This window comes from Prolixibacter denitrificans (genome assembly GCF_003014495.1).
Taxonomy (GTDB): domain Bacteria; phylum Bacteroidota; class Bacteroidia; order Bacteroidales; family Prolixibacteraceae; genus Prolixibacter; species Prolixibacter denitrificans.
Genome location: NZ_PYGC01000003.1, coordinates 126,740 through 143,995, shown reverse-complemented (window position 1 = coordinate 143,995; position 17,256 = coordinate 126,740). Strand labels below are relative to the sequence as shown.

The following is a 17,256-nucleotide window of genomic DNA, read 5'->3' as shown; positions in this document are numbered from 1 at the left end:
TTATCGGTTTTCCTTATTTATCAAACTATGTTTTTTGGCTTATTTCCGAATGACCAGTTTGGTTTGGCCATAGTTGTTGCCGTTGACTAGCTGCAGGATATACATTCCGTCGGGCAAAGCAGAACAGTCGACAAAAATCTCAGCACCGGAGCTTGTTATGTTCTTCTTCAAAACCAACCGGCCGTCGAGAGAGAAAACATTCACTCCTACAGCGCGCTGTGTATTGATAGCCGGAAAGTCAATATATACCTGTCCGTTTCCCGGATTGGGATATGCACCGAATTCCTGTCTGTTGCTGAGAATATCGTTAACGTCGGTTGAGGTTTCGTACTGGAAGCCGAGCTTATCCAATCCGGCCTGCACGTCGCTGTCCTTCATCAGGGTGTTCCAAAGCAAACCGGTCCGGTAGTTTTCAATCATCGCCACAATCGGGCCTTGGTCAATTCCAATGTAGGCTGGCTGAACCCAGTTTACAACATCATTGAATGCATCGTAAGGTCCGTACAAGCCAAACAGTTCCTGTCCGCGTTCGCGATAGAAATATTTTAATGCCTTCAAAGATTCTTCGGGCGTGTATGGCATGCTGGCCAGAGCAGCCGTCGGACTAATGGTTCCATTGTCGTTATCGTATGGTCTGTGCGCAGTGTAGCCGTCCGGGTCGTCGCTGGCGGTGAGACCCCAACACTTGTCGCTGTAATTCGGGAAATTCTTTGGATTGTCGACCGCGTAGGCGTGATGAATCTTTGCCGTATTGACATTTTCCAGCCAGTAATCGGCATACCGGTCTTTCAACCCGTGCGGATTGATTCCCAGGAAAGAGTAGTGAATCCAGAACAACGGACCGCCCCAGTCGGGTGACAAACTGATGGGAAAATTGTAGAATGTGCGTGGGTTAACGATACTACCGTTGCGGGCCCAGCCCTGTTCATACACTTCTTTGGGAATGCCATGTGTAGGAGAGGCGGCAGCCATCAGGTATGTTGTGACGCACTCATTCCAGCCCTGCACTTTCATGTTTTTGGCAAAGCCGTAGTTGGGCGACCAGTGCCAATACAGTACGTTTTGTCCATCCTGCCGGTACCAGTCCCAGTCAACGCCTTTCCATAGCAGGTCAGCCTTTTGCCTGATTTGAACCGATTTGTCATCCGTTCCCGTGAAGTAGTTTTTCAGGGCAATCAGTCCCTGCACTACATACGACGTTTCGACCAAATCGCCACCATCATCATCGGTAGTGAACGGCTGCGTTTTGTATGTATCGGCATTATACCAGTGCGACCAGGCTCCATGATGTCGATCGCAGTTTTCGAGAAAATTCAGGATTTTTAGAATCCGGTCTTTGATTTCGTCGCGTGGACGGTATTCCCGTTCATAAGCCACTATCAGGGCCATCAATCCCATCCCGGTAGCACCTGAAGCAGCTGTTGTTCCATTACCATTGGAGCGTTCGAGTGCCATCCCGGTCGCCTGGTGCGCACCTTCCCAGAAATAGCGGAAGGCATACCGTTCGGTCATATCCAGCAATTCATCATCGGTAAAGTCCCTGAGGGTAGCGGTTTGTTCAACAGGGGTAGACTCCTTTCCTTGGGTCGTAGCAGTGACACGGTACGTAATGGTTGAATTTTTTGCACTTGCGGGAACGAAGTCCAGGTAGTAATTCTTTGTCGTTTCGCCCCGGAGTTCGAAGTTCTGCCCGCCATCGAATGAAGCATAAACCCGGTAGGACAAATCGTTCATGGGAATTGTCCAGGTCAGCTCGGCATGGCTGTCATAACCGGTAGCAGTAAGTCCGGTGACTGCCGGTACGTCAGTGATGCTTTTAAAAGTGGTAATTTGGTCAATCAGGATCAGCCTCGAGCTGTTATCGTTCTCCGATTGATTGAAAATAATTCCTTTTGCTTTCGTGAAATCGAGTGTGCTGTTGTTTGAATCGTTAAAGATTACGCTTAGCGGAAAGGTAACCCGGTTCCATTGTCCGGTTTGCAGGTCGTTGTTGTAATCGGCTAACGGGTATAACTGGGAAGAAACTTCGGAAGTGCCACCAGCCTGAATGGCTCTGATGCCAATTAGCGGTAAGGCCGAAGCCGGGAAAGCATTATCCGTGTAAACGTAAAACGAAATGGAATCCATTCCCGAGATATCGGCTGTGGACCAATCGTTACGGAAGATCGTTGCTTTCCAGTTTCCGTTAGGAGAGGAGGTGTAGTTAAATTTCAGCGAAGTAGCTCCCTGGTAAGCCGTGGTTGAGCAGGGAACTTTATCGTCGTATTGCGGTGCTCCCGGCGGATAGGTATGCTCGAAGGTACTTTCGCCCAGATTGGCCACATCCACCAGTCCCTGGTCATAGTAAGTTGCGTCCGTTCCTTCCGAAAAGAAGGTTACTTCCTGCGCCCATCCGGTGCGGAAAAGTCCGATTAAAATGATGAGAACGACTAGCCTGCTTTTATTCATTTTCGGTTCAGTTAATGGTTGTAATTCAATCTTCCGCTTTTGCGGAATCGGGTGCGACGGTAAAGCCGAGTCTCTTCAGTCCATTTTGAACATCTTCATTTTGCATGAATAATTTCCAGAGCAAACCGGTCCGGTAGTTTTCAATCATCACCGGAATCGGTCCCTGGTCGATAGCCAGGTAGTGAGGCGTATACCAATGATAGGTGTCGCTGTAGGCGTCGTACGGACCGTACTCTCCAACCAATGAATCGGCTTTCAGGTAGAGATATTTCAGGAATTGCATTGACTCTTTGGGCGTGTATGGGAAGGACGAAAGTGCAGCGGTTGGAGAAATCACACCTAGATCCGCTTCACCGGGATGATGGCCAGCATATCCTTTCATGGAATAGCTGGAGGTAAGTCCCCATTGATCTTTTCCGTATCCTTTGTATCCTTTCGGATTGTCGAGCGCATAACGGTAATTGATTAGCGCGTGGTTGCGGTTGAGTTTCCAGTAATCGGCGTACTCGTCGGATAATCCATGTGGATTGAGTCCCAGGTATGAGTAATGTGCCCAGAACAGCGGCCCCACCGGATCATTGTTGTGTTCGTAATGATTGAGGACAGTATGAAGTCCGTAGTACACTGTGTCTTTTTCGATGGCTCTGTGGCAGGTCCAGCCTTCGTGATACACGGCCGGCTGAATAGGGTGGGTGGGTGACGAAGCTGCCAGCACATACATAATCAGGCATTCGTTGTAACCGCCTACCGGGAAGTTCATGTCCCAGCCGTAATCGGGCGACCAGTGCCAGTACAAAACGTTTTCGCCACCTTTGGTGTACCAGTTCCAGTCCACTTCTTCCCACAATTTCTGAATATCAGAAGCGAGTTGTTGCTCGGCGGCATCGCCATGTTTAAAGTATTGAGCGACTGTCAGTAAGCCTTGTATCATAAAAGCCGTTTCGACCAGATCGCCGCCATCGTCTTTTTTGCTGAAAGGCTTTACCTTTCCCGTTTCGCCATGTAACCAGTGCGGCCACGCGCCATGGAACCGGTCGGCTTTTGCCAGAAAATCGACAATCTTCCGGTAACGGGCAAACGCTTCTTCGCGGGTAATGAAACCACGATCGACGCCTACCAGGATAGCCATCACTCCAAAGCCGGAACCTCCCAATGTTACCACGTTTTGATCGTTCTGCGGATATTCATTGTCCATGTGAATCCGTTCGCGGGCCATCCCGGAATTGGGCTCGGCTCCGTCCCAGAAATATTGAAAGGTTTGGTATTGAACTGTATCCAGCAGTTGATTGTCGGTCAGGTCAGCATATCTCCCCTTTTTTGCTTCCTGTTTCCCATCTTTTTTACCGGAATGAACGCATCCAGCCATTAGGAGCAGGAGTAGGCTTGTCATCAATATTTTCATATGCTCGGTGCTCTTTCAGGGCAGAGAATCCCTGTTTGTTTGGTTTATTCGGATGTCAAAAAAAGATTGTTTCCAAAAGGATAGAAGAGACAGATCATGCCTTGTCTGGCAGGTTGTTTAGATAGAAAAAGCTGCCCGGATGCTTCCGGGCAGCCATTCCCACTGTCAGAAGAACCTATCTAATCTATGAAAAATGACGTTTGAGAACGCAGCGGATTTACAGTTGGTGTAAGTATAAAATACCACTGTATTGCTGCTACTCATTTGCCAGTAGTGTTACTTCATCAGCTGAAAGTGCTTTATTGAACAGGTACAATTCATCCATCTCTCCTGTACATGACAAGTGTCCCCATCCGGTGAACCGGGGCGCTCCTGACATAATGGAGAACAAATCGCAACCCGTCCAGTCAATTCCGGTAGTCGTAGCGGTTCCTACCTGTTGCCCGTTGATGTAATAGGCCACGTCCGTTCCTGAAATCGTCATCGCCAGATGGATCCAGCCACTGTTAACAGCCGGGTCAACTTTAGCTGCATCGCCACCATCAACCCAGGTTTCTCCGGAACCGGTACCGACATTTACCTTGAAATAGGCCAGACCACCCGAATTATCATAGAAGAAGCGGAAACCACTTGTTCTGTCGTTCTGTGCATCCGGATTTGCGGTGTCTTCCGGTCCCATCACCAAAATACCAGCGTTACTATCAATGGTTGACGGCAGTTTCAGCCAGCAGCTCGCACTGAATTCATTACTTTGCTGCAAGCCGGTTGTCGGGAATGTCAGATAAGAATCAGTCGCTCCCTGGTAAGCATCGCCGGAAACACCGTCGCCATAGGCATAGTCAGGTGAGCCCACGACTGTTGCAGCATCGCCGCTCACGGCATCTTTGTAATTTCCGTCAAAGCCCATGTGGAACATTGATTCCTCTTTCAACATCATGGTTTGAATTTCCGCCTGGGAAAGTGCTTTGTTGTAGAGTCGTAACTCGTCCATATCTCCCGTGCAGGAATAATGTCCCCAACCGGTGAATCGCGGAGCACCCGACATGATAGAAAGCAGATCGCAACCGGTCCAATCAACTCCGGTAGTAGCACTTTGCTTAATGAGCTGACCATTCACATAAAGGGTAGCTGCTGTTTTGGAAATCGTGAACGCAACATGAAGCCAACCGTTATTGACTGCCGGGTCGAACTTGGCAGCATCGCCACCGTCAACCCAGGTTTCGCCGTCGCCGGTGCCCACATTACCTTTAATTTGGGCCAGTCCTCCAGAATTGTCATAGAAGAGTCGGAAACCACTGGTTCTCACATTTTGTGCATCCGGATTATTCGTGTCTTCCGGACTCATTACCAAAAGTCCGGCTGGACCATCGATCGTAGAAGGAAGCTTCAGCCAGAATGTCGCACTGAATTCGTCTCCCTGTAAACTTGTTGCCGGGAACGTCAGATACGAATCAGCCGCTCCCTGGTAAGCTGTTCCTTGCTGAATACCATCGGTGAAGCCAGGCATACCAACAGCAGTTGCCAGTGTCAGGCTGTTCATCTCCCGGTATTCGTTGTTAAACGGCATGTAGAATGTCTCTCCAGCATACTTTGGAACGTAAGGCGGAGCTTTGGTGAAATTGACATTCGTCGTTGACGTTTTTCCATCCGTATCGGTTGCTTCAACGGTAAGAACGTGCGAGCCAGTCGTTACATTATCGTATGTATACTTCTCCATAGCTACCCGGTAGTCTTTGAACTCGCTGTAATTGTTGATTTCAGCTCCGTCAACCTTCAGAGATATCGATTTGATTTCAATGTCATCTGTTACCTTAAAATCAATATCGATAGAAGTAACCGCTTCATTTGTCTGGAGCTCGTATCCGTCCGGTGGAAAGTTTACCGTTATCTGCGGTGCCGACTCATCGGTTCCCGGATCTACCTTAGTGATTGAGTCGATATAGTCTTGCGTACATGCATTGAACAGGAAGAGTGTCAATGCAAAAACGATTAATTTACTGTATATTTTCATTTCGGTTCGTTTTTTAGTTTTGGACTCCGTCTGCCAATTGCGGCAGTGTAGACACCTGAGCTGCCGGGAAAGGCAAATAAGCCTTGTCCATGGTAAATGTTCTGCCTCCATAGCTCAGTTCAGCTGTATTTTTAGTCCGTACCATGTCGAAGAAACGGATACCCCACTCAGTGGCAAGCTCTGCAAATTTCTCATCGAGAACCTGTTGTGTGGTTACACCGCTCAGATCTCCCAAATTTGCACGTTCTCTTACCATATTCACGGCCTGGTCGGCGGTCATGCTAATATTGCTCGACGCACCCCTGGTCAGGGCTTCTGCATACATCAGCAACATTTCGGAATACCGGATAACAATAAAATTCTTATTGCTTCCCGGAGAAGTTCTTCCAGGTATCAATTCAGTAGACGGTTGGATAAACTTACCACTTCCGAAATTCAAACGGGGAGTATTGTTAAACACGTCGCCTTCCCTGTTTGTATTACTAATCCAACTGGGAAGTGTACCGTAGTCGTTTTGAAGTTGAGTGATGCCGTCCGGTGTGAAAACAACGGATGTTTCCAAGCGAACGGTTTCACCTCTGTCGAGCATGAATTCGACGTATTTCAGCGATGGTGCATAGAATCCCCATCCAGCTCCAGCTCCAGCAACTACAGGTGTCCAGGCTCCGGTACCATATGGCGCAAACAGGTGATTAAAACTATCGCCCTGTCCTTGTCCAAAGTCTGAGAACTGGAATTCCAGAATGTTTTCATCGTTCAATTTACCGGCTGTTTTAAACAGGTGGTAAAAGTCATTTGACAAACTGAACTTACCGGAATTGATGATAGCCGAAGTGGCATCAACAACTCCCTGGTAATTTTCCATTTCCTGGTAAGCCATTGCCTGGATGGCGTATGCTGTGAATTGAGTAATTCCACCTTTTACGTCGGTGCGCTCGTTAGGTCTTACCGCCGGTAAATCCGGAATCACTTCGTTCATCTCATCCACGATGTACTGCATTACTTCCTGCTTGTTGCTCACCGGCGTATTCTGAATGTTATCCAGTTGGTCGATGATAATACAGCCACCGAAGGTTTTGGCCAGCGTCAGGTATTCCCACGCTCTCATGACGCGGCATTCAGCAATATACTGATCTGCCAGCGCATCATTGTTGGCAGCAGGCCGGTACTTGTTGATTTCATCGATTTCGGTGAAAATATTCACAATGGCATCATACTGGTGTTGCCATAATGCATTGATATTCCAGTGACTGGCCTGGTAGCTATAGTTGTCCTGCTCCTGCATAGGAGCCTGGTCACCAGCTGCATCAACATCGTCACCGCGTAAACTGTAGGTGATAGCTCCATCCCATGACTGATCATAGAATTTGGAATATGCCCCAATGAGCGGCAAAATCATGTCTTGCCCTTTCGAGTAATCCACATCACTTGTAAATGATTCATCTTCAAAAGGTGCATTTAATTTGTCGGTACAACTGGATACCGGTAGCATTAACAGCCCGCTGAGAAGAACAGGCAGATAATAGCGTATTTTTATCTTGTTTAATTTCATCTTTCGGAGAATTTAGAATTTAAGATTAAGTCCAATCGTATAAACTGCCGGAACCGGGTAGAACTGACGGTCGATACCGTTGGGAACTTCCGGGCTAAAGCCGTTGTAGTTAAATACAGTCAGAGGTTTCTCTGCGGTTACATAAACCCTTGCATCGGGCATACCGGCACCTAACAATTTCGAGCCTTTGATATTGTAGGCAAGCTGGACATTTTGAATCCGGAAGAATGAGCCATCTTCAAGGAGGTAATCGCTGAAGTTCTGGTCCCAACCACGTCTGAGGGCTGCAGCTGAAGGATACTTATTGGAAGTTCCTTCTCCATGCCATAGTCCGTTGGCAAGGTCAGCATCGATGTTCGTGTCATTGGTCCAAATGATCTCGCCTCTTTTTCGGTTCAGGATTTTATTTCCTCTTTGTCCCATGATGCTCATCGAGAATTCGATGTTCTTATAAGTTAAGCCAAGATTTGCACCGTATGTCAAATCCGGGAAATAAGAGCCTAAGAATACTTTGTCATTATCGTCGATTACCTGGTCGTTGTTCTGGTCAACAAATTTGAAGTCCCCGGGAACAAGACCATTATCCGTTGCGATCGGATCGGCATCTATTTCGGCTTGGTTTTGGTATACACCGGCAACCTGATATCCGTAGAATGAGAGCAGCGGTTCACCCACCTGCGACCGTTGACGGAATTCAGCACTTCCACCATCTAGATATTGCTGTCCGTAAAGGTCTCGTACTTCATTTTTCAGTGTGGATATATTGGCACCGATTGTATAGCTTAAGTCTTTTGATATTTGATCATTCCAGGTTAACGAGAGTTCAAATCCTGAGTTCCGGATAACACCCACATTCTTCAGAACACTTCCGGGCTGCAGTTTGAGGAGAACGGGAATGGCTGCGTCTTTGGTATCCCTGATATAGTAGTCAGACTCAATATTCAGACGGCTGTCGAATAAACGGGCACTCAGACCAGCGTTTTTACCTTCGACGATTTCCCATCCCAGGTAACCAAATGTACTGGTCGTTGTGGTACCATCAGTTTTGGTGTCGTCGACAGCGATGTAAACAGGAGTAGTCGTATTGGCTCCATCCTGACGGGCAATTTTGTCATTTCCGAGTCGGCCCCAACCACCTCTAAGTTTGAGGTAATTAATGAATCTCACATTTTTGAAGAAGTTTTCTTCAGAAACGACCCAACCGAGTCCGAACGCAGGGAATGTACCCCATTTCTCCTGGTACTTGGAGGTGCCTTCTCTACGAAGCGTGAAGTATGCCAGGTATTTACCTCCGTAATTATAGGCAATACGGCCAAAATAGGACATTCCGTAAATTCTTTCTGCATTGTCATCAACAGTTTTGGAGTCTTCGGAACGGGACTGACCAATATACCATGAATTAGGCTGGAGCGGTACGTCTTCCGCATATCCTTTCAACCAGTCGTACCACTCGTCGCGGTATGAGGTTCCTGCCATGGCCGTGACGTTATGACGACCGAATTTATCCGTGTAGGTCAGTACGTTGTCTAAATATTTATTGGCTTGCAACGTTCTGGAAGTAGTCAGAGTTGAAAGAGGTCTGTTCGTGTTCGTAGTAACATAATACGGTAATCCAACGTTACGGTCCCTCAAGAACATCCACGACACGTTGTAATCTGTTTTGAATGTTAGTTTTTGGGGTATGATGGATATTTCACTGTAAGCGCCTGCGTATACCTTCTTAATATCTTGCCGGTGGTTCGTATAAGCAAGGTTAAAGAACGGGTTTTGTGCCCCACGATAACCTAACAATTGTGCACTTGCATAATTGCTTGCATAGGCAACATTATCTGCTGTCAGCTGATCGTAATTATCCTGATCATATACAGGTAAGACCGGGACAGCGTGATAGGCTGCAAACCAGGCTCCGTCATCCGCTATATATTTAATTCCATTACTTAAATTCAGGTTCAGTCCAACTTTCAACCAGTTGTTGACCTCCTGATCCAGGTTACCCCTGAGGTTCAGTCGTTCATACGAGTTTTTGGTTTTTAACAGTCCCTGTTGTTCAAAGTAGCTCATTCCCAGTGAATAATCGGTGTTTTTGTCACCTCCGGTGATAGAGAGAGAATGATTTTGCTGGCGTGATGCTGAATGCATGATCTCTTTATACCAGTCTGTGTTGACATCCGGTACATTCGGGTTGATACGGCTTCTGCCGTAGCGCTGCATGGCATTGGCGATATAACTTATATCAGCAGCTGCTCCCGTTTGATTAACGTAGTTGACAAACTGCTCTGCATTGGCCATTTTCAATACATTCTGAGGTACCTGAACCCCGATGTAGCCGTCGTAACTTACCTGCGATTTGGTATTCAAAGTACCTTTTTTGGTTGTAATCAATACAACGCCATTGGCTGCTCTTACACCATAGATTGCAGCAGCTGAAGCATCTTTCAATACCGATAAAGTTTGTATGTCAGACGGGTTAAGGAAGTCGATGTTGTCAAAATATACTCCATCGACAACGTATAAAGGACTTGAATCACTGCTGCCGGGGAAAGAACCAATTCCCCTGATTCGAACGGTTGGTGCACCACCCGGAGCTCCCGAGTTGATAATCTGTACACCGGCAACCTTCCCCTGCAAAGCCTGCATGGCCTGTCCTGTGGGTGTTTTGACCAACTCATCTGACTTCACGGTAGCGATAGATGAAGTCAGGTCTTTTACATTTAATTTACCGTAACCTACTACTACAACCTCGTCGACCTGTTGGGTGGAAGGCTGCATCGAAACATCGATATTCGTTCGGTTATTAACGGCAATATCCTGACTTTCCATTCCGACAAAGCTGAAAGTCAGTACAGCATCACCGGTTGCCTCGATGGTATATTGGCCATCGACATTAGTAACAGTTCCTGTGGTCGTCCCCTTGACCAGAACAGTTACCCCCGGGATGGGGTTTCCGGTGGCAGCTTCGGTAATCGTACCGGAGACAGTTATTCGCTGTTGGGCGAAAACTGTTGCAACCGAAATTAATAAAGAAAAGAGAATCGTTAATTTTTTCATAGGTTCACTTTTTTGTAACAGTTTGTGGAATTAAAATTAGGCCGGTTCTCTTTAGCTGTTTAAAATCTTTCCACACTACTTATTCTCATCGTGAAGTGAAGTGTAAAAATCGCCTCATCATTGCTACTCATATCATAATGTTTAAATGATTAAGTGTCTTATAGTCAGGGTTTAAGTGTGTTCCTAATTATTAAAACATGTAAAAAAATGTTAATATGATGTACAACATGTTTTGATAAAATCATGCAGAATGATGATAAAAGGAGCTTGTTACATCGTTATATTTGGGCAGAAACGGGGGAATAACAGGCATTTGAAAGCAATAAGAATTTAAATGACAGGCGATGGGAAGAACTTGCTTTTTTCTGTTTTGTTTGATGTTTTTACCTCACCTATCTGTATACTGTCAGGAACAGGATTCTATATGGACCGCTGCCAGTCAGCGACATATGGTGGTGGAAGATATCAATAACTTTAGCAAGATGGAATACGGTGCCGCTGCACAAAACTGGGGGGTAAGTGCGGGGCGCGATGGGATGATGTACTTTGCCAACAACAATGGTTTGCTGGAATTCGACGGTACGAGCTGGAGGCTGCATCGGCTGCCAAACGAAACGATTTTACGGGCTGTGCTCGCAGTGAACGATAGCCTGATTTATACCAGCGGCTACCGCGAAATGGGAGTTTGGAAAAGACAACCATCGGGTGAATTGGTTTATCACTCTCTCAATCCGCAGGCAGAGCATTATTTCTCCAAGAACGAGGAATTTTGGAATATAGCCAGTGATAAGCATCGGATTTATTTTCATTCGTTTAACCGGATTCTTCTATATCAACATGATTCGGTTACATCCGTCAGTCTGCCTGGGTTCACGAATGTGATGAACCGGGTTCGGGACAAGATATTGATAGGAGTGAGAGATAAAGGAATTTACCAATTATCCGGGTTGAAAATTTCTCCTGTAGCCATCGATCCGTTTTTTGCTGGTAAGATTATCCGGTTTATTCTTCCCTACAAAGAGGATCAACTGATGATTGGAACCGCTTCCGGCGGTATCGTTATATGGAATGGTAAGCAATTAACACAATGGAAACCCAACCTGACCCCTTACTTCCGAGAAAATGAGTTGAACCGTGGGTTTTTTATGCCGAACGGGAACCTGGTCATCGGAACCATCGTCGATGGAATTGTGGTGTTCGATAAGTCGGAGAACCTAATTCGAAAGTACAACCATTCCAATGGCCTCCAGAATAACACTGTTTTGGGAATCGCCGGCGATCAGTTCAACAATATCTGGCTGGCACTTGATCATGGAATTGATTTTATCGGGAACCGGCATAGTAATGGCGTCCGGATTGAAAGTATCCCGAATATTGGGGCGGTTTATTCGGCGGCTATCTTTCAGAATCACATTTATTTAGGTACCAACCAGGGCCTTTTCTCCAAAGATTTATCCGATTCTGACGCGAAGTATAAGTTGGTCCCTAACACACAGTCGCAAAACTGGGATCTGCGCGTTATTGGTGACCAGTTAGTGGTTGGGCATAACGAAGGGACCATTGTTGTTGAGAACGGAAAGGAGCGATTTATCTCCCGTAATTCGGGTGGTTTCTCCATTAAGGAAGACATCAAGAGAAGAGACCATTATATCCAGTCGACATACAATAGCTTAATTTCCTATAAGGAAGTGAACCGTCACCTTGTGATGGAAAATATCATTCAGGGATTTACCGATTTAATCCGGTACATCGAAATCGATCATTTGGGAAATGTCTGGGCCAGTCATATGCACCGCGGGATATACAAACTGGAGTTGAATGATAAACGCGACAAAGTGGTCGGGCAGAAGTATTACGGCGAATCATCGGTGTTTGGAAAGGAGCATTCGCTGAATGTGTTTAAAGTGGAAGACCGGATTGTATTCACGACCAAGGAGAAGTTGTTTACCTATGATGATTTGAACGATACGATTATCCCTTATACCTATCTGAATCAGCGCATCGGAGATTACCGCGAAGCGCACAAAATTGTCAAAGCTCCCGATCATCACTATTGGTTGATTTCATCGAAAAAGATTGGCTTGTTCTATATTACCATGAACGAGGTGCATTTGATCAAGTCCTATCCGACTTCCTATTTCAAACAAAACCCGTTATTCGATGATTTTGAGAATATTTTGCCGGTAACGGCAGATAAAGGGATTCTTTGTTTGGAAAACGGTATCGCCTGGTTGAATGCATCCCAGAACGACACACTGCAAACCATTGCCAATTTTGCACCGAGAATACGCGAACTCCAACTCATCAACCGAAGGAACGACGCCATCAATGAGGTTCCGGTTAACCATGCGCTGGAAGTGACTTACAGCCGCAACAGCATCGAGGTTCGCTATTCATTTCCGCATTACTCCGCCGAACCGGTTTTTTACCAGGCTTTTTTGAAAGGAATCGATCAAAAGTGGTCCGATAAGTCCGAATCGTCTGTCTTCCGTTTCGACCGTCTGCCGGCGGGAACCTATCAGTTACAGGTAAAAGCAACCGATTTGTGGAACAACGAAAGCCGGGTTAATTCGCTTACACTGGAAGTGCAGGAACCCTGGTACAGTACTACGCTGGCGAAGGTCGGGTATTTTGTTTTGCTGGTGGTCTTTTCCATTCTATTCCAGGCGTGGGGAGCAAGGCGTACCAAGAAAAAGCAGCGCATCCATATCGAAAAGAGGGAACGCGAGTTGATTTTGCTCCGGAACAAAAACTTGCGGACAGAGGTAGAGCACAAAAGCAAAGAGCTGGCGAACTCTACTATGTCGATGATTAAAAAGAACGAGTTTCTGCTCGACCTGAAGCAATTGCTGACGCGTCAGAAAGAGCAGTTGGGCACCCGTTATCCGGATAAGTATTTTAACGACATCGTGAAGAAGATTGACAAGAATATTTCGAGTCATGATGACTGGCAGATTTTTGAAACCAACTTCGAGCAGGCGCATGAGCAGTTCTTGCGGAAGATCAAAGACGATTTCCCGGATTTAACGACCAAGGATTTGCGGATGTGCGCCTACCTGCGAATGAACTTATCTTCCAAAGAGATTGCCCCGCTTTTGGGAATTACCGTTCGAGGCGTTGAAAATCATCGCTACCGGCTGAGGAAGAAAATGGGACTCAGCCACGACGATAATCTAATCGATTTGATATTGCAGTATTAATTTGATTAATCATCGTAGCTTGAACTTGAATGCTCATCGTTTTAGTCAACAGTTACTTACCATCCCATAAATTGCATGCCCAGTCCGGCTATCAGGATAATCACGCCGGCAAAAAGGTGAAGGTATTTCTCGCGGTTTTTAATTTTGATCAGCGAACTTCCTTTGTATCCTAATAAAACAACCGTAAGCATGGTAATAATAGTAGCAACACCGAAAATAATACTAACCGCAAACACTCCGAAGGCATTGTGTTGAGAGGCCGGATAGATAAGTAAAGGAATCAGTACCTCGCATGGGCCAAAAACAAAAATGAGAAAGAGAATCCACGGCGTTAATTTGGTGTTGTCTTCCTTATTTTGTCCGTCAGACATGGGTAGATGGGGCAGTTCCCTGATTTTTTTAGGAACAAGGAAGTGTGGCAGATGTATGTGTCCACCGTTTTTGAGGTATTTGTATATCCCGTAAAGGGAATAAAGTACTCCGAAAGCAATCAGCAACCAGCCAACCATGTTTCCACGATAAGATTCAATGGCTTCCAGCTTATGGACACTAATGCCTAACGCCACGCCGGCAATACCCAGAACCACCGAGCCACTGATGTGTCCTACACCACCAATGAAGGTGAGCCAAAGCGTTTTGGTCTGCGACCAGTTTCGAGCCTTGCTCAATACGATAAACGGCAGATAGTGATCGGGACCCAGAGCCGTGTGAACAAAACCCAGTGTCGCAGCTGTAATCAGAAGCAGATGTAACCCATCCATTTTCAAAATTAGTTAAGTTTGTTGATTAGTGCAGCCTGACAAGCTGCTCCGAAACCGTTGTCAATATTCACCACCGAAACACCGCTGGCACAACTGTTCAGCATCGAAAGCAAAGCCGACAGACCATCGAAGTTGGCACCGTAGCCAACGCTGGAAGGAACCCCGATAACCGGCTTATCGACCAATCCACCAACCACACTGGCTAACGCTCCTTCCATCCCGGCCACCACAATAATTACACGAGCCTCACGAATCACTTCAAGCTTGTGAAATAGCCGGTGAATACCAGCCACCCCGACATCGTATACCGTTTCTACTTTTTGGTCAAGAAAACGGGCCGTTTCTGCCGCTTCCTCGGCAACAGGCATATCCGATGTGCCGGCAGCCACAATGGCAACATAACCTTTCCCTGTTTTCTTTTCCGAGTGCTTGTAAGTAATGGTTTTTGCCAATGGATTGTATTGCGCCCCGGGCACAACCTCTTTCACCGCATCAAACATGGCATCGGTAACACGGGTCGCCAGAATATCCATCCCATTCTGATACATTCTCTTAGCAATTTGGGCTACCTGCTTAACTGTTTTCCCCGAAGAATAAATCACTTCGGGAAGTCCGGTACGCCGCATACGGTCGGTATCCAACGTGGCAAATCCCATCTCATCGATCCCGTTCCCGGAAAGATGCCTGAGCGCATCTTCCAGTTCGAGGTTGCCGCTTTTATATTGTTCGAGAATCTCGGTTGTTGTCATATCAAAGATGTTTAGCTACTACTTTTTCTACTTCGCTGATAGAGATATTATGCTGGACCGCCAGCTTCTTACAGTCTTCGAATTCGGGCTTGGCATGAATCCTTTTTCCGTTGTAGAAACTTTCTTTCACCCGAATCGTTCCGATTTCTGTCTCCATGTTTCGCTCTTCACGCCGCAACATGCTTTTTTGAACAGTATATTCACGCAACCCGATCGATGTGGTATTTTCGAAGATGATTTGCTTCATATCCATACCCAGATTTTCGGGGCATAACACCGACAACTGCGTGGCCGGTCTTGACTTCTTCATGATCAGTGAGGTTAGCCAGGCATCACTGGCACCGGCTTCGAAGAGCAAATCCAGCAGATGACCATACCGCTCAGGATTCATGTCATCAATGTTGCATTCCAGCATGGTAGCCGTTTCCACTTTTACATCAGTCATGTCGCCTTTCGTTTCCGATAGGTACAAACGCAAGGCATTAGGTACGTCCGGCACATCGCGCTGACCAATACCGTAACCGGTTCGGGTAACCGGAAAATCAATCTTCTCCGTAAATTCGTCTACCATGGCAGCGAGAATCGCTGCTCCGGTTGGGGTTGTGGCCTCATGCTGCACCAATCCGGTTTTCACTGGAATATTTTCCACAATAAGTGCAGTTGCCGGCGCCGGGACCGGCATTAAACCATGCGCACATTGAACCATTCCACCCCCCAGCTGGATTGGTGATGAAAGCACCTTGTCTACATTCAGATAGTCGAGGCAAATAGCCGCTCCGACAATGTCCGCAATGGAATCGAGTGCTCCCACTTCATGAAAGTGAACTTTCTGGATATCGATATTGTGCACTTTGGCCTCGGCTTCGGCTACTCTCCTGAAAATATTCAGCGCATTCTTTTTCACGTTCTCCGAAAGGGAAGATTGATTCACAAGCTCTTCAATATGCCGCAAGTGACGATGCTTCTCATTTTCCGGATTTTCAATAACCACGGTTGCTTTGGTTCCTGAAATTCCCCGGCGAATATCCTTTGTAATTTCCAGGTGAAACCCATCGATGTGAAGCTTTTCCAGTTCACTTGTCAGGTAACCGGCATCGACCCCCAAATCGATCATCGCCCCCAGGTTCATGTCGCCGCTGATTCCGGCAAAACAATCGTAATATAGAATCTTCATGGTTGGATTTTTATCAATGTATTATTGTCGTGTTTTTATTGGCGGGCTACTCCCCGGTTCAGTTTGCCTGAAACAAGTCCTTCCGGATCGACTTCACAGCGTTCAAACCCCAGAGCAGTGATTTTCTCCACCACCTCGTCCTGAACAAGTGTGAGTTTCTGCAAATCATCCGGTCTAACCTCAATCTTCCCGTAATTTCCGTAATGGCGTACCCGCACATCTTCGAAACCATAGCCGTTCAGAATATCTTCAGCAGCTTCAATCTGTTTCAATTTCTCCAGTGTAACCGTTTGGTTATAAGGAATACGGGAGCTCAAACAAGGACTGGCGGGTTTATCCCAGTTTGGTAATTCAAAATGCCGGGCTATTTCGCGCAACTCTTCCTTCGTTACCTGGCAATCAACCATGGGCGACAGCACCTCATATTTTTTAGCCGCGTCAATTCCCGGACGAAAATCACCCAAATCGTCATAATTGGTACCACTCAAAACCTGATAACCGGGGTATTTTTCACAGATTTGACTTAAGTCGTGAAAGAGATGCTCTTTACAGAAAAAGCATCGGTTAACCGGATTCTGGTTATAGCGTTCGTCAACCAGTTCTTCCGTTTTGATGATTTCCAGATGAATATCAAACTGTTCACAAAAATCTTTGGCTAACAGGAAATCCTTCTTCTTCAGGCTTTCGGAATTGGAAATCACTCCAATAGCTTTTTCTTTTTCCTGAAATTTTCGGGCAAGGAAAAGCACCAGCGAAGAATCAATTCCTCCTGAAAAGGCTACAATAGAGCCTTCCCGTTTTCGAAACCATTGTTCCAGTGCCTCGAGCTTTTCAACTGTTTTATGCGATAATGTCATTCGGGTTATAATTTAGTTAGTAATACTCTTTTGTGAAAACGTGTTACTATTGGA

General features: G+C 46.4%; 10 protein-coding genes. 1 reads left to right on the top strand and 9 read right to left on the bottom strand.

The features are described 5' to 3' along the window. Positions 1-39 precede the first annotated feature (39 nt). The 5 genes from CLV93_RS07430 to CLV93_RS07410 all read right to left on the bottom strand — a co-directional run bounded on the left by CLV93_RS07430 (position 40) and on the right by CLV93_RS07410 (position 10,461). Complete coding sequence (locus CLV93_RS07430) at positions 40-2,448, bottom strand: glucoamylase family protein (protein WP_106541558.1); 2,409 nt, start codon at positions 2,446-2,448, stop codon at positions 40-42. Between the two features lie 25 nt (positions 2,449-2,473). Then, positions 2,474-3,838 carry a glucoamylase family protein gene (locus CLV93_RS07425; RefSeq protein ID WP_246187268.1) on the bottom strand — a complete coding sequence of 455 codons (1,365 nt, stop codon included), beginning with the start codon at positions 3,836-3,838 and terminating at the stop codon, positions 2,474-2,476. 268 nt (positions 3,839-4,106) lie between these two features. Beyond that, a complete protein-coding gene (locus CLV93_RS07420) occupies positions 4,107-5,861 on the bottom strand; it encodes a LamG domain-containing protein (RefSeq protein WP_106541556.1) in 1,755 nt (584 codons plus the stop codon). Between the two features lie 13 nt (positions 5,862-5,874). Beyond that, the gene (locus CLV93_RS07415; protein ID WP_106541555.1) at positions 5,875-7,413 is read right to left on the bottom strand and encodes a RagB/SusD family nutrient uptake outer membrane protein; all 1,539 of its coding nucleotides are present in this window, start codon (positions 7,411-7,413) and stop codon (positions 5,875-5,877) included. Between the two features lie 12 nt (positions 7,414-7,425). Beyond that, a complete protein-coding gene (locus CLV93_RS07410; RefSeq protein ID WP_106541554.1) occupies positions 7,426-10,461 on the bottom strand; it encodes a SusC/RagA family TonB-linked outer membrane protein in 3,036 nt (1,011 codons plus the stop codon). Between the two features lie 344 nt (positions 10,462-10,805). On the opposite strand from CLV93_RS07410, the gene CLV93_RS07405 reads away from it, so the two are divergent. Next, the gene (locus tag CLV93_RS07405) at positions 10,806-13,661 is read left to right on the top strand and encodes a helix-turn-helix and ligand-binding sensor domain-containing protein (protein WP_106541553.1); all 2,856 of its coding nucleotides are present in this window, start codon (positions 10,806-10,808) and stop codon (positions 13,659-13,661) included. A 56-nt stretch (positions 13,662-13,717) separates the two neighbouring features. Here the strand turns inward: CLV93_RS07405 and CLV93_RS07400 are convergent, their stop codons facing one another. From CLV93_RS07400 to larE, 4 genes are read right to left on the bottom strand one after another with little or no spacing between them, the layout of a single operon-like run. Then, positions 13,718-14,422: an urease accessory protein UreH domain-containing protein gene (locus CLV93_RS07400; RefSeq protein ID WP_106541845.1), complete on the bottom strand. Its 705-nt coding sequence runs from the start codon at positions 14,420-14,422 to the stop codon at positions 13,718-13,720. A gap of 8 nt (positions 14,423-14,430) precedes the next feature. Next, the gene (gene larB / locus CLV93_RS07395) at positions 14,431-15,171 is read right to left on the bottom strand and encodes a nickel pincer cofactor biosynthesis protein LarB (protein WP_106541552.1); all 741 of its coding nucleotides are present in this window, start codon (positions 15,169-15,171) and stop codon (positions 14,431-14,433) included. A gap of 1 nt (position 15,172) precedes the next feature. Then, on the bottom strand, positions 15,173-16,345 hold the full coding sequence (gene larC / locus CLV93_RS07390; protein WP_106541551.1) for a nickel pincer cofactor biosynthesis protein LarC: 1,173 nt from the start codon (positions 16,343-16,345) through the stop codon (positions 15,173-15,175). A 35-nt stretch (positions 16,346-16,380) separates the two neighbouring features. Then, positions 16,381-17,202, bottom strand: a complete 822-nt coding sequence (gene larE / locus CLV93_RS07385; RefSeq protein WP_106541550.1) for an ATP-dependent sacrificial sulfur transferase LarE — start codon at positions 17,200-17,202, stop codon at positions 16,381-16,383. Positions 17,203-17,256 lie beyond the last annotated feature (54 nt).

What these genes read in the sequence shown, in the direction of transcription:
- larB (WP_106541552.1), bottom strand. Translation starts at nt 15,171, where the DNA reads ATGACAACAACCGAGATTCTCGAACAATATAAAAGCGGCAACCTCGAA.
- CLV93_RS07425 (WP_246187268.1), bottom strand. Translation starts at nt 3,838, where the DNA reads ATGACAAGCCTACTCCTGCTCCTAATGGCTGGATGCGTTCATTCCGGT.
- CLV93_RS07415 (WP_106541555.1), bottom strand. Translation starts at nt 7,413, where the DNA reads ATGAAATTAAACAAGATAAAAATACGCTATTATCTGCCTGTTCTTCTC.
- CLV93_RS07430 (WP_106541558.1), bottom strand. Translation starts at nt 2,448, where the DNA reads ATGAATAAAAGCAGGCTAGTCGTTCTCATCATTTTAATCGGACTTTTC.
- CLV93_RS07410 (WP_106541554.1), bottom strand. Translation starts at nt 10,461, where the DNA reads ATGAAAAAATTAACGATTCTCTTTTCTTTATTAATTTCGGTTGCAACA.
- CLV93_RS07405 (WP_106541553.1), top strand. Translation starts at nt 10,806, where the DNA reads ATGGGAAGAACTTGCTTTTTTCTGTTTTGTTTGATGTTTTTACCTCAC.
- CLV93_RS07400 (WP_106541845.1), bottom strand. Translation starts at nt 14,422, where the DNA reads ATGGATGGGTTACATCTGCTTCTGATTACAGCTGCGACACTGGGTTTT.
- larC (WP_106541551.1), bottom strand. Translation starts at nt 16,345, where the DNA reads ATGAAGATTCTATATTACGATTGTTTTGCCGGAATCAGCGGCGACATG.
- larE (WP_106541550.1), bottom strand. Translation starts at nt 17,202, where the DNA reads ATGACATTATCGCATAAAACAGTTGAAAAGCTCGAGGCACTGGAACAA.
- CLV93_RS07420 (WP_106541556.1), bottom strand. Translation starts at nt 5,861, where the DNA reads ATGAAAATATACAGTAAATTAATCGTTTTTGCATTGACACTCTTCCTG.